Origin of the sequence: Corynebacterium macclintockiae, assembly GCF_027570165.1 — a bacterium.
Taxonomy (GTDB): domain Bacteria; phylum Actinomycetota; class Actinomycetes; order Mycobacteriales; family Mycobacteriaceae; genus Corynebacterium; species Corynebacterium macclintockiae.
This window is the reverse complement of sequence record NZ_JAKMUV010000003.1, coordinates 82,168-95,515: the sequence shown is the minus strand read 5'-3', so window position 1 is coordinate 95,515 and position 13,348 is coordinate 82,168. Positions and strand designations below refer to the sequence as shown.

At 57.0% G+C, this 13,348-nt stretch carries 9 protein-coding genes; 1 reads left to right on the top strand and 8 read right to left on the bottom strand.

Annotated elements, in window-relative coordinates; translation table 11 throughout:
* Positions 1–287: 287 nt before the first annotated feature.
* The 7 genes from L8U58_RS03890 to L8U58_RS03860 form a co-directional block, all read right to left on the bottom strand.
* Positions 288–2,939, bottom strand: a complete 2,652-nt coding sequence (locus L8U58_RS03890; RefSeq protein ID WP_269954739.1) for a glycoside hydrolase family 65 protein — start codon at positions 2,937–2,939, stop codon at positions 288–290.
* Between the two features lie 90 nt (positions 2,940–3,029).
* Complete coding sequence (locus L8U58_RS03885) at positions 3,030–3,788, bottom strand: HAD family hydrolase (RefSeq protein WP_269954738.1); 759 nt, start codon at positions 3,786–3,788, stop codon at positions 3,030–3,032.
* Positions 3,789–3,992: 204 nt separating this feature from the next.
* The gene (locus tag L8U58_RS03880) at positions 3,993–6,209 is read right to left on the bottom strand and encodes a malate synthase G (RefSeq protein ID WP_269954737.1); all 2,217 of its coding nucleotides are present in this window, start codon (positions 6,207–6,209) and stop codon (positions 3,993–3,995) included.
* A 27-nt stretch (positions 6,210–6,236) separates the two neighbouring features.
* Entirely contained in the window at positions 6,237–7,379 is a 1,143-nt protein-coding gene (locus tag L8U58_RS10235; RefSeq protein ID WP_269954736.1) for an acyl-CoA dehydrogenase family protein, read from the bottom strand.
* Between the two features lie 5 nt (positions 7,380–7,384).
* Positions 7,385–7,765, bottom strand: a complete 381-nt coding sequence (locus L8U58_RS03870; protein ID WP_269954808.1) for a PaaI family thioesterase — start codon at positions 7,763–7,765, stop codon at positions 7,385–7,387.
* Between the two features lie 72 nt (positions 7,766–7,837).
* Positions 7,838–8,965, bottom strand: coding sequence for an FAD-dependent oxidoreductase (locus tag L8U58_RS03865; protein ID WP_269954735.1), 1,128 nt, complete (start codon positions 8,963–8,965; stop codon positions 7,838–7,840).
* A gap of 2 nt (positions 8,966–8,967) precedes the next feature.
* On the bottom strand, positions 8,968–10,146 hold the full coding sequence (locus tag L8U58_RS03860; protein WP_269954734.1) for an MFS transporter: 1,179 nt from the start codon (positions 10,144–10,146) through the stop codon (positions 8,968–8,970).
* Between the two features lie 54 nt (positions 10,147–10,200).
* Between L8U58_RS03860 and L8U58_RS03855 the strand changes: the two genes are divergently transcribed.
* Entirely contained in the window at positions 10,201–10,854 is a 654-nt protein-coding gene (locus L8U58_RS03855) for a CGNR zinc finger domain-containing protein (protein ID WP_269954733.1), read from the top strand.
* A gap of 134 nt (positions 10,855–10,988) precedes the next feature.
* Here L8U58_RS03855 and L8U58_RS03850 read toward each other — a convergent pair whose 3' ends face one another.
* On the bottom strand, positions 10,989–13,184 hold the full coding sequence (locus tag L8U58_RS03850) for a malate synthase G (RefSeq protein ID WP_269954732.1): 2,196 nt from the start codon (positions 13,182–13,184) through the stop codon (positions 10,989–10,991).
* Positions 13,185–13,348: the final 164 nt, after the last annotated feature.

The window sequence follows — 13,348 nt, the reverse complement described above, 5'->3', positions numbered from 1 at the left end:
GACTACTTGTGTACCTGCATGTTCCCGGTTCTACACCCCGTTATGGGGTACACCATTTCCGCAATACAAACCTTGCAAAAATACAGCTAACGGTACAGCCGTACTGTTAAATATGTGATGAGAGGCCGTCAACCCTCGGCGTCACACTGGTCACACGGTTTTCGCGGTACCCTTTGTCGCTTTCTTATTGACGCCACACTCCCCACCCCTGCCGCTCGCTACCCACCTCGCAGGGGTTACGGGGGTAACGACACACGCTGGCGGTGGGCGTCAATAAAGATATATTTTTATAGCTTCACTCGGTGGTCCGGAGCGACGGGCGACACATCGCCATCTTCACCGTCGGCGCGATGCTCGCTGAGCAGCGTCGGCCCCTTTACAATGACGGGCTCGCGGCCGACAACGACCTCCTCGCCCATGACCCAGATCGGGCCGACCTTGCGGTCGCCCTCCTCCAGCACCAGCTCGACCTCGCCGGGGCGGACCTCCACGCGCAGGCGCTCGCCGTACAGGGTGATGTGGTAGGTCAGGGACTCCCACTCGTCCGGAAGGCGCGGGTCGATGGTGAACTGCCCATAGAAATCGCGGAAGCCACCGAAGCCGTTGGTCAGCGCCGTCCACGCGCCGCCACACGAGGCGATGTGCACGCCATCCGAGGCGTTGTGGTGCAGGTCGCCCATGTCCACGAACAGGCCGCGGTAAAAGAACTCCTCGGCCTTCTCCTTATAGCCGAGCTCCGCGGCGATGATGGACTGCACGACGGCCGAGAGGGTGGAATCGCCCGTGGTCAGAATGTCGTAGTAGTTGTAGTCCGCGCGCTTGACCTCGGTGGAGAAGCGCTGCCCCTGCAGGAATAGCGCCAGCACCACGTCGGCCTGCTTCAAGATCTGGTAGCGGTAAATCGTCAGCGGGTGGTAGTGCAGCAGCAACGGGCGCTTCGGTCCGACCTCCGGGTCGTCCAGGTCCCAGATGCGACGGTGTAGGAACTGGTCGTCCTGCGGGTTGACCTTCAGCTCCTCGTTGTAGGGGATGTACATGCAGTCGGCAGCCTTGCGCCACAGATCGACCTCGGCCTCCGTGACGTGCTTCAGGTGCTGCAAGTTGCGGTATTCCTCCGGGCGCTCTTCCTCCATTTGGCGCACCACGGCCGCCGCGACCTCCAGGTTGTACTGGGCCATGACGTTTGTGTACAGGTTGTTGTTCACCACGGTCGTGTACTCGTCCGGGCCGGTCACGGAGTGGATCTCGAACTTGTCCTGATTGCTGTTGAAGAAGCCGATGGACATCCAGAACCGCGCGGTCTCCACCAGCAGGCTGATGCCCTGCTGTAGCAGGAACTCCGTGTCGCCGGTCGCGTAGACGTACTTCATCAGCGAAAACGCAATGTCGGCATCGATGTGGTACTGCGCCGTACCCGCCGCGTAGTAGGCCGAGGATTCCTGACCGTTGATCGTGCGCCATGGGAACAGGGCGCCGTCGTGCGAAAGCTCCAGCGCACGCTGCTTGGCCGCGGGCAACATGTCGTAGCGGAAGCGCAGGGCGTTCCGAGCCAGGTTGGGGTTGGTGTAGCACAGGAACGGCATCACATAGATTTCCGTGTCCCAGAAGTAGTGTCCGCCGTAGCCGGAGCCGGTCATGCCCTTTGCCGGTACGCCGTTGGTCTCCGCGCGGGCGGAGGCCTGGATCAGCTGGAAGATATTCCAGCGCACCGCCTGCTGCAGCGCGGGCTGGCCGGCGATGCGCACGTCGGAGCGCTCCCAGAAGCGGGCCAGCCACTCGGCCTGGTTATCCATCAGGTTGCTAAAGCCCACCTGCTTCGCGCGGTTGATGGTGCGCGCGCAACGGAATGCGAGCTCCTGCGGGGCGACGTGGCGGGAGGAGTGGTACGCCGTGAACTTCTCCAGGCGCATCTTCATTCCCTTCTTGCCGTTCAGGTGGTACGTCACGCGGGCGACGTCCTCTTCCACCTCCGTGGAGACCTCCACGCCGGTGTCCACGCCCGTGTCCGTCTCATCCGAGGGGTTGTCGATGTCCAAGATGTGGTCCATGGAGACTGTCACGGTCATGCCCGAGTGGTTGATCTGGTAGCCCAGCGTTGCACGTTCCGGCTCGGTGCTGGACTGGTACTTCGGGATGAACACGCGGTCCTGGAACTGCTCGCCCTTGCGCGGGTCGAAGCCTTCCTCGCCCGCCACGCGGGCGTTGTTATCTGGGAACTCGCCCTGGCCGTCCTCGCGGTTCAAAAGCTGGGAGGAGACCACGACGGCGGCCGGCGCATCCAGCAGCTCGACTTCCAGGGACTGCAGCGCCAGATGGCGCTCCTGGAAACTCACCATGCGCTCGGAGGTCACGCGCACGTGCTTGCCGCCCGGAGTGCGCCAGACCAGGCTGCGACGAAGCACGCCCTCGCGGAAGTCCAGGCTGCGGTTGTATTCCATGACCTCCGCGTTGCCCAGACGCAACGGCTCGTCGTCGATGTACAGTCGCATAGCCTTCGCATCCGGTACCGAGACGATACTCTGCCCCGTGCGCGCCAAGCCGTAGGCATCCTCCGCGTGCTCGATGTCCCAGGTTTCGTGCACGCCGTTGATGAACGTGCCGTGAGTGTGGGAATCGCGCCCTTCCTCTGGGTTTCCGCGCAGCCCCAGGTAGCCGTTGGACAGCGCGAACAGGGTCTCGGATACTCCCAGGTCCATGGAGTTCGGGCGGGTTTCAATCAGAGCCCATTCGTCAACCGGGTTGTTGTCGCGATCCACCGACTCTAGCGGATTCACCGCACTGTGTTTCATGTCCGCGCGGAAGCCCTCCGCGCGCAAGTCGCCGCCGTCGATAGGGCGCTTAAAGCCGGTCTCTGCGCCTTCGCGCCGAGTAGCAAGGTAATCCTTTAGACGCTGGTCAGCAGGGGTGCGCTTGGTCTTTCTTTGGGCGTTGATTCCCATAGTGTTTCCGGTCTCCCCGAGTCGTTCTGTGCTTATTGTCAGCTGTTCGTTCGTCTAAAAATCCTGCGGCCAGCCTCCTGGCCGCACGCTCTAACCCAGCAGGTCCGCCAGGTCATCGACCACGATGTCCGCGCCGTGCTCATGCAGCGCCTCCGCCCCGGCCCCGCGATCCACGCCGATGACCAGCCCAAACTTTCCGGCCTTACCGCTGGCCACGCCACTGGTGGCATCCTCCACCACCACAGCATTCTCCGCACTGGCGCCGAGCTGCTGCGCGCCATACAGGTACGTATCTGGTGCGGGCTTACCCGGCAGATTCTTTTCGGACGCCACCTTCCCATCGACTACAACCTCAAACCGATCGAGCAGCCCCGCCGCCTTGAGCACCGGGCGGGCGTTCTTCGAGGAGGAGACGATAGCGATCTGCGGCGACTTCTCCGCCGCTGCGGCGCGGTCCCGGATGGCATCCAGCAACTGCACGGAGCCCTCGTAGGCCTGCACGCCTTCCTCCACCAACTTCAGGAAGTCCTCGTTCTTGCGAGCCCCCAGGCCGTGGATCGTGTCCTGATCAGCCCGATCGTCCGCGTTGCCCTCTGGAACCTCAATGTCACGGCTGGCCAGCAGAGCGGCCACGCCCTCGTCGCGACGGCGGCCGTCCAGGTAGTCGAAGTAATCCTGTTCGGTGTAGGGCTCGGCACCCTTGGCCTCCAGGAAAGCACTGAACATCCGCGCCCACGCCTGGCGGTGGAGCTCTGCGGTCGGGGTGATCACACCGTCGAGGTCGAAAAGTACGGCGTCAAAATCAAAGAAAGATCGGGCAGGCGGGGTGCCAAAGGTGGTGACGGACAAAGTCGGGCTCCTTCCGGGGGCGACTTGGTGCATGTGCGTTCGTACGTGCGTGATCGTGTGTCCACCAGTCTAACCAGGGGTCGAACAACTGTCCGTGCAAGGAAGTTGCGCGGAAGTGAGCATAGGAAAACCGCCGGGTGAGGCGGGCTCACACCGGCGGTTAGATCCTCAACGCTTTAGACAGCGTTAGCTTCGCGCGAGGCTTTAGGCGATGCCGTTTTTAGCCTTGAACTCCAAACGACGGGCGTGCAGAATCGGCTCAGTATAACCAGCCGGCTGCTCCAGACCCTTAAACACCAAATCCTTCGCAGCCTGGAAAGCCACAGACTCATCAAAGTTCGGCGCCATGTTCCGGTAGTTCGCATCACCAGCGTTCTGCTCATCCACCTTCGCAGCCATACGCTGCAAAGACTCCAGAACCTGCTCCTCGTTCACCACACCGTGCTTCAACCAGTTAGCCAGGTGCTGGGAGTTAATACGGCAGGTAGCACGATCCTCCATCAGATCAATGTCGTGAATATCCGGGATCTTGGAGCAACCAACACCCTGCTCCACCCAGCGGACCACATAGCCCAGAATGGACTGGGAGTTGTTGTCAATCTCCTCGGCGATCTCCTCAGCAGACCAGTCAGCAGACTCCGCCACCGGGATGGTCAGAATGTCACCCAGCGTCTCACGACGACCCTCGGTGCGCAGCTTGTCCTGTACCTCGAACACATCCACCTCGTGGTAGTGAGTTGCGTGCAGCGTCGCACCCGTCGGGGACGGAACCCACGCAGTAGACGCGCCCTCCTTCGGCTGGCCAATCTTCTGCGCCAGCATGTCAGCCATCAACTCGGTCTTGGCCCACATACCCTTACCGATCTGCGCCTTACCCGGCAGACCGTGGGCTAGGCCAGCATCCACGTTGTTGTCCTCGTAAGCCAGCTTCCACGGCGCGGTCTGCAGCTCCGCCTTACGCACCATCGGACCAGCCAGCATAGAGGTGTGGATCTCATCACCAGTGCGATCCAGGAAGCCAGTGTTAATAAACGCCAGACGCTCCTTAACCTGCGCAATGCAGGCATCCAAGTTAGCGGTGGTACGACGCTCCTCGTCCATCACACCAACCTTCAGGGTGAAACGCTCCAGCCCCAGCAGATCCTCCACAGCACCAAACAGATCGTTTGTGAACGCAACCTCCTCCGGGCCGTGCTGCTTCGGCTTCACAATGTAGATCGAACCATTACGGGAGTTACGACGCGGGTTGTTCTCATCCAGACCCGGGATCGCAGCAGCCGAAGTAATAACGGCATCCATGATGCCCTCGAAAATCTCCTCACCGTTCTGGTCCAGGATCGCCGGGTTCTGCATCAGGTGGCCAACATTACGCACGAACAGCAGAGAACGACCGTGCAGACGCAGCTCCTCACCATCACGGGAGGTAAACACACGATCCTCGTTGAGCTTACGGGTGAAGGTTCGCCCCGACTTGGTAATAGTTTTTGTCAGATTACCAACATTCAGACCAAGCCAGTTGCGATAACCCAGAGTTTTATCCTCTGCATCCACAGCTGCCACTGAGTCTTCAAAATCGATAATTGTCGTCACCGCGGATTCGAGGTTCAGGTCCTTCACACCGGCCTTGTCGGTCTTGCCGATCGGGGACTCCGGGTCGATCTGGATGTCGATGTGCAGGCCGTTGTTGTACAGCAGGATGTCGGTCGGGTTGGCCTTGTCGCCGCCGAAGCCTGCGTAGACCTCCGGGTTGCGCAGGTGCACGTCGTTGCCGTCGATGGTGGCGGTCAGCTGGCCGGACTCGACGGCGTACTTGGTGACGTCCTTGTGGGAGCCGGACTCCAGCGGCACAACGCGGTCCAGGAACTCGCGACCCCACTCGATGACCTTGTCACCGCGAACCTTGTTGTAACCAGTGCCCTTCTCCTGGCCGTTTTCCTCAGAGATAGCGTCGGTGCCGTACAGCGCGTCGTACAGGGAACCCCAGCGGGCATTCGCCGCGTTCAGCGCGAAGCGGGCGTTCAACGCCGAAATAACCAGCTGCGGGCCGGCGGTCTCTGCGATCTCGCTATCGATGTTCTGGGTGGTGATCTCGAAATCGCCCGGTTCGTCGACCAGGTAGCCGATCTCCTTCAGGAAGGCCTTGTACTCCTCTGGATCCTGAGCGCCCTTGTGGTCGGCGTACCAGGCGTCCATCTTCTTCTGCAGCTCGTCGCGAGTGTTCAGCAGTTCACGGTTACGCGGGGTGTACTCCTCGACGATCTTGCCGAAGCCATCCCAGAACTTCTCCTGCTCCTCGGCGGAATCCTTGCCAATGACAGGAAGTACCTCGGTGTTAACGAAATCGTAGAGAGTCTTGGCAACCTGAAGGCCGCCAGCGGTTACGCGCTCGGCACCTTGAGAAATAGTAGAACCAGAAATCATTGTAAAATACTCCTTTTCAAAACACATCTAGTAGGATCGGCGCATACCGAGAATATTGTTGGCTACATAATTCAGAATCATTTCCTCACTGACAGGTGCCGTTCGAAACAAACGGGCCGGCCAAAATAATTCTGAGACGCGATAGTCCTTCGCAAATCCATTGCCACCATGGGTCTGGATCGCCCGATCAACACTCTTTACCGCAGCCCTAGCTGCAGCAAATTTGGAGTAATTCGCGCTAGCGCCACAGTCTCCGCCAGAATCGAAATCTGAAGCCGCACGAAAAGTCATGTTCCGAGCCAACTCAATATCTATTTTGACCTCTGCGAGTGGATGCGAAATGGCCTGATGGGTGGATATAGGAGCACCCCAAACCTCGCGAGACTCTGCGTAGGCAACAGCTAAATCAAGCGCACGAAGGGCAATGCCGTTACAAAAAGAAGCCATAAGGATGCGTTCCGGGTTGAGGCCATAGAACAGTGCTTTCAAACCCGAATGAACACCACCAATTACACTCGATTGATCCACTTCGACTCGATCAAAATTGAGCAGCCACTGACTATCGTCGCTAAATTTCTCAGTTTCAATCTTGGACATTGTTAAACCTTCGGCGCCACAAGGCACCAGACAACACCCGAGTTTCGGATCTTCGCCATCTTGCATTATTTTTGTCACAACGAGGATCATATGAGCTTCATCGACTCCGGAAATGAAGCACTTAGTTCCAGACAGACTATACTTTCCATCACTCAAAGGCGTTAATGAAGTATTCGTCCGATGAGTGTTACTTCCTGCATTCGGTTCCGTAATAGCAAAAGCACATTTGAGGTCACCAGTGGCAATTTTTGGCAGGAGTTCCTCTTTTTGATCAATACTTCCGCCATGAAGAAGGATGGATCCCACTATCCCCGGCGACATCACTAGCAGGACAGGCAAGTGAGCCTGTCGAGCAAGCTCTTCTGCGACGACGCTAAGGGCGAATAAGCCTTGACCGCCACCTCCATACTTGCAAGGAAGTCCGACACCAATTAGTCCGTGATGGCCCAGCTCACCCCATAAATCGTGCTGACCAAGCCCATCGCAGTCAGAGCTTTGATCAAACGCATTCCCCTGCCTTGCGACGATATCCCTGACCAGAGCGCGAAGCTCATTTTCAAGCTTGTATGGCACCTATCTCACCCTCTACTAATGTTCTGCCCGCGGAGCGTCCCACGGGCAACCAATATGTCCCCATCAAAGACCTCAACCGACCAAACCTGCGTTCGTCTCCCCTGATGTAGAGGACGACCGATAGCGGTCAACCCACCTTCCCGCACGCTTCGGAAAAAGTCGGTGGTGTTAGCAATCCCAACGAAAGCGCACTCCTGACTATTTTCTAGAACCCAGGCTGTTGCGCCGGCTGAAGCAACTGATTCGACAATGGAGCAGAGAACTCCTCCGTGGACAATCCCCGCTGGCTGCAATAGTGTCGAATCAATAGTTACCTCTGCGCGGACTTCATCTTGCTGAACCGAGGAATAGTCCAGGTTTATATTTGAATCGAACCCGTTTTCCACACTCGCTTCAAGTAAAGCTTTAAGTTTATCCTGCTGCCCCACTTTATACAACCTCCCGTATAAAACACTCGTTTAGTTGCGACGCAGTTCAGTTAACAGCTGATTGACTCTAGAGACCTTTAGATCCCTATCGCCACCAAACTCTTGCTTGAATAAGTCGCCTGCCCGGCGAGAAAACTGCTGCGATTTTTCTGCGGAGGGTTTTCTACCCTTTTCGTAACGCTCTAATGAGTTTTTCGCTGATATATAATCGTTTGCTTGATTCAAAGCCTTCGACAACTCGATAGCATCAACCAAAGACTGGTTGGCGCCTTGACCTAGGTAGGGCAACATGGCATGAGCGGCATCACCTATCAGCACTGAACCTTCCCTATGCCAGGTGGACAAAGGATTTAGGTCCGCCAGTTTCCAACTGAATGCATCTACTGAACGGGCAATGAGGTCCTGCAATCTCGTATCCCAACCGTGAAACTCTTTTGCCAGCCACTTCAAATCAACTGGCTGTGACCAAGATGAACTTGCGGTGTTTCCGCCAGTCAGATAGAAGGCTAAGTTTAGTTTCGTCCCGCCCTTAACGGGATATGCAAGCACAACTTTCCCCCTCCCCATCCAGGCTTGGAAATTTTGATACTTTTGGTCATTTTCCGTTCTAGGAACGATTGTTCTCACTGCGATACCGTTGCCATTAGTGAGGCTTCCCGACGGATCAACAAACTTACGAACTACACTCTTAATTCCGTCTGCCCCAACTATTAGATCAAACTTTTCTATCTGCCCATTCTCATATTGGATTCTCATATTACCGACAGTGGAACCAGCATCGACGCATTCTACTCGGCGCGACGTATATAGACTGATTTTCCTATCGAGGTTCCTCAGTAGAGCAGAATGAATATCTCCTCGATGAATAGAATAGGAATTGTTGGTGGCGCTGAGCTCGCCCATAATATCGATAGGTAATTGCTCGCCTTGCGAATCATAGATTGTCGACGTGCTTACCAGCGCTGCTTCCCTGAAGGGCTTATCGTCTTGAAATATTCTTCTTAACACTTCGAGCCCGTTCGGCTGCAAAGTGAAACCAGCGCCAATCGGCTCCAGCGATTCCGCACTGTCAATCAGTTGGATCTCGTATCTTGCATGATCCAAAAGATTAGCCAGCGCAAGGCCAGCAATTCCTGCGCCTACAATGCCAATCTTCATTTTTAGGCACTCCTTGTTTGGTCAATATAGCTCTGCCGGGCAAACACAGACCCCACCGCAACCATTAGAACCACTCCTAACGCCATGCATAGGCTTGCAATCGGCAATCCGGTTAGATCGATGAGGTACCCACCTGCCAGAGGAACAACACTCGCAGCGGCATACGTACCCAAACTCAAAAGTGCTGTTGCTCCAGGCACCGAATCTTCGTCAACCTCTTGATGGATCAGTCCAAAGCTGCCCAAATTACTAATCCCTTGCCCTGCACCTATAAGTACCGCACTCAGAATCAGGAACCATAAGCTCTGTTGCGTCATTGCTGTGCCAAAGATGCACATCGCCAACCCGATCAGCACCATAGAGAATCTGATGTGCGCAAGGCTGTGGAGTCGACGGACTAGACTCTGCGCGATCGGGCTAACCGCATACATGCCTCCTGCAATCAGGCCAGCACCCAGGGGCCCGCTCGTTTCACTAATTCCGTTGAGAAGTGTTGGAGACAGTGCCAAAACAATTCCAGCAGCTGTCATTCCCGGGCCAAAAGCGCCTAGACCAGCAAGAACAACACGCTTGTCTTTCTTCCCCAGCCCCTTGTGAGGCAACAGGTCTCGCGTGGGCTTACGCTCCGTCTCCGACTCTGTTCCGACCACTACCAGCGATATTGCGAGAAGGAGAGCCATAAGAACGAAAACCGTCTTAGTCGGCCATGGAACCAACTGCGCAACCACGCCTGCAAACAAGGGTCCGCCTGCCAGCCCTATTGCGATACCTAACGTAGCCGTGAGCGTAGCTTTAGAGGATTCATCCTCACTAGCCATACTTTGCACAGCCGATGGCCCTAGCACCAAGAGAGCTCCGGAGCACAGACCGGTAAGGATCCGAGCCAGTAGAAGTATTGGAATACTGTCCGCTAAGACGTAAAAGAGACACGAAACAATACCGAGCACCACAGCCACTTGCTGCGTACGCTTCCTTCCCCAACTATCACTGAGCCCCGGTGCCAGCAAGAAGGCTGGCGCGAGCCCCCCAAGGTACATGATGAAGATGAGCGTCAGCGTCCCTGCAGAGAAGCCAATATCCGAACGCCACAGTTCCATCAGCGGGGTCGCGAGGTTCGGCAGCATGAATCCAGCCACCAACGGAAACGCATACAAAGCCAGAGGAAGTGTGCGACGTGTCATACTCCATGACACTAACCCCCTGAGGGGGTTAGTTCAAGAGGTACTGTAGATTTTATGAATACTTCATCCACAAACCAGCTTCGCCAGCTTTCTTTTGTGTTTTATGGCGAGCGGCCTGCTCTTGACTTTGCGAATACCCTTCGGCGCCGTAAAGATCCGCTGCATCCTACGGTCGACCTTCTCGGCGATCGTTCTGACTTCGCCAGCTGGCTTAACCAAGCTCGCCGAGCAACGTCTTGGGCCCGCGAACTTCCTGAGCTTGTGGAAACTCCAATGCCGATTGATCAGGAAAGCGTTACGGCGCTTCGCGAGGCAGTTCTACTCTTGGCAGAGCATAGCCTCGGCATAAATACGCTCTCCTCATTCGAATTAAATTCCACAATCGATGTACTCAACGAATGGTCCACCAGGCGGCCTTTACTTCAGTTGGACGCTCAGTCCTTCTCTCCGCATCCGCTTAACAGCGAAGAGTCTGATCTTAGGAAGACACTGGCAAAGAATCTTGAGCTGGAGCAGGCATTAGGTTTTGTCGCTGCCGACGCGGTTGCACTTTTCGGAACTAATGACCGGCAGCGATTGAAGATATGCGGCCACGAGCGTTGTGGAATTCTCTTCGAGGATCGCTCTAACGGCCTGCGGAGGCAGTGGTGCTCGATGAAGGACTGTGGCAATCGGGCTAAAGCCCGTCGCTACTCTCATAACAAGTAACCCGGGCTCTTAACCAGCATCTATTCTGCACCAGTCAAAGAGAAAAACCCCGCCCCAAGGCTCCGTTAACAGCCTCAGAGACGGGATCTAACTTGCAGGGGAGTGGAGAACGAACACCCCCTAGATGTAGCTAATTAGGCGATGCCGTTTTTAGCCTTGAACTCCAAACGACGGGCGTGCAGAATCGGCTCAGTGTAACCAGCCGGCTGCTCCAGACCCTTAAACACCAAATCCTTCGCAGCCTGGAAAGCCACAGACTCATCAAAGTTCGGCGCCATGTTGCGGTAGTTCGCATCACCAGCGTTCTGCTCATCCACCTTCGCAGCCATACGCTGCAAAGACTCCAGAACCTGCTCCTCGGTCACCACACCGTGCTTCAACCAGTTAGCCAGGTGCTGGGAGTTAATACGGCAGGTAGCACGATCCTCCATCAGATCAATGTCGTGAATATCCGGGATCTTGGAGCAACCAACACCCTGCTCCACCCAGCGGACCACATAGCCCAGAATGGACTGGGAGTTGTTGTCAATCTCCTCGGCGATCTCCTCAGCAGACCAGTCAGCAGACTCCGCCACCGGGATGGTCAGAATGTCACCCAGCGTCTCACGACGACCCTCGGTGCGCAGCTTGTCCTGTACCTCGAACACATCCACCTCGTGGTAGTGAGTTGCGTGCAGCGTCGCACCCGTCGGGGACGGAACCCACGCAGTAGACGCGCCCTCCTTCGGCTGGCCAATCTTCTGCGCCAGCATGTCAGCCATCAACTCGGTCTTGGCCCACATACCCTTACCGATCTGCGCCTTACCCGGCAGACCGTGGGCTAGGCCAGCATCCACGTTGTTGTCCTCGTAAGCCAGCTTCCACGGCGCGGTCTGCAGCTCCGCCTTACGCACCATCGGACCAGCCAGCATAGAGGTGTGGATCTCATCACCAGTGCGATCCAGGAAGCCAGTGTTAATAAACGCCAGACGCTCCTTAACCTGCGCAATGCAGGCATCCAAGTTAGCGGTGGTACGACGCTCCTCGTCCATCACACCAACCTTCAGGGTGAAACGCTCCAGCCCCAGCAGATCCTCCACAGCACCAAACAGATCGTTTGTGAACGCAACCTCCTCCGGGCCGTGCTGCTTCGGCTTCACGATGTAGATCGAACCGTTGCGGGAGTTACGCAGCGGGTTGTTCTCATCCAGACCCGGGATCGCAGCAGCAGAGGTGATGACGGCATCCATGATGCCCTCGAAGATCTCCTCGCCGTTCTGGTCCAGGATCGCCGGGTTCTGCATCAGGTGGCCAACGTTACGCACGAACAGCAGGGAACGGCCGTGCAGACGCAGCTCCTCACCATCACGGGAGGTAAACACGCGGTCCTCGTTCAGCTTACGAGTGAAGGTCTTGCCGCCCTTCTCCACTTCCTCGGTGAGGTTGCCGGTGTTCAGACCCAGCCAGTTGCGGTAGCCCAGGGTCTTGTCGGTTGCGTCGACAGCGGCGACGGAGTCCTCGAAGTCCATGATGGTGGAGATTGCGGACTCAAGGTTCAGATCCTTGACGCCGGCCTTGTCGGTCTTGCCGATCGGGGATTCCGGGTCGATCTGAATGTCAATGTACAGACCGTTGTTGTACAGCAGAATGTCGGTCGGGTTAGCCTTGTCGCCGCCGAAGCCTGCGTAGACCTCCGGGTTGCGCAGGTGCACATCATTACCGTCAATGGTGGCAGTCAGCTGGCCGGACTCCACGGCGTACTTGGTGACGTCCTTGTGGGAGCCGGACTCCAGCGGCACAACGCGGTCCAGGAACTCGCGGCCCCACTCGATGACCTTGTCACCGCGGACCTTGTTGTAGCCGGTGCCCTTCTCCTGGCCGTTCTCCTCAGAGATGGCGTCGGTGCCGTAGAGGGCATCGTACAGGGAACCCCAGCGAGCGTTCGCCGCGTTCAACGCGAAGCGGGCGTTCAGGATCGGCACCACCAGCTGCGGACCGCCGGTCGTGCCGACCTCCGGGTCGATGTTCTGGGTCGTAATCTCGAAGTCGCCCGGCTCGTCGACCAGGTAGCCGATCTCCTTCAGGAACGCGGTGTACTCCTCCGGGTTCTGTGCACCCTTGTGGTCGGCGTACCAGGCATCCATCTTCTCCTGCAGCTCGTCACGGAAAGCCAGCAGCTCGCGGTTGCGCGGGGTGTACTCCTCGACGATCTTGCCGAAGCCATCCCAGAACTTCTCCTGCTCCTCGGCGGAATCCTTGCCAATGACAGGAAGTACCTCGGTGTTCACGAAGTCGTAAAGGGTCTTGGCAACCTGAAGGCCGCCGGCGGTTACACGCTCGGTCTGGGTCATGGTGACTCCTCACTTATTGGTCGATCTACCTATTCAAAGGTCTCTACTCACAAAGACTAGGTGACTTCCCTCACCATGGGCACGAAGTTGGTTATAGATCGCACTTTTCTCACCCCCACAGACGGGGACTTTCGGGCATGACTATTTCTCTTTTTCTTTTTGAC

What these genes read in the sequence shown, in the direction of transcription:
- L8U58_RS03890 (WP_269954739.1), bottom strand. Translation starts at nt 2,939, where the DNA reads ATGGGAATCAACGCCCAAAGAAAGACCAAGCGCACCCCTGCTGACCAG.
- L8U58_RS03880 (WP_269954737.1), bottom strand. Translation starts at nt 6,209, where the DNA reads ATGATTTCTGGTTCTACTATTTCTCAAGGTGCCGAGCGCGTAACCGCT.
- L8U58_RS03865 (WP_269954735.1), bottom strand. Translation starts at nt 8,965, where the DNA reads ATGAAGATTGGCATTGTAGGCGCAGGAATTGCTGGCCTTGCGCTGGCT.
- L8U58_RS03860 (WP_269954734.1), bottom strand. Translation starts at nt 10,146, where the DNA reads ATGACACGTCGCACACTTCCTCTGGCTTTGTATGCGTTTCCGTTGGTG.
- L8U58_RS03855 (WP_269954733.1), top strand. Translation starts at nt 10,201, where the DNA reads ATGAATACTTCATCCACAAACCAGCTTCGCCAGCTTTCTTTTGTGTTT.
- L8U58_RS03850 (WP_269954732.1), bottom strand. Translation starts at nt 13,184, where the DNA reads ATGACCCAGACCGAGCGTGTAACCGCCGGCGGCCTTCAGGTTGCCAAG.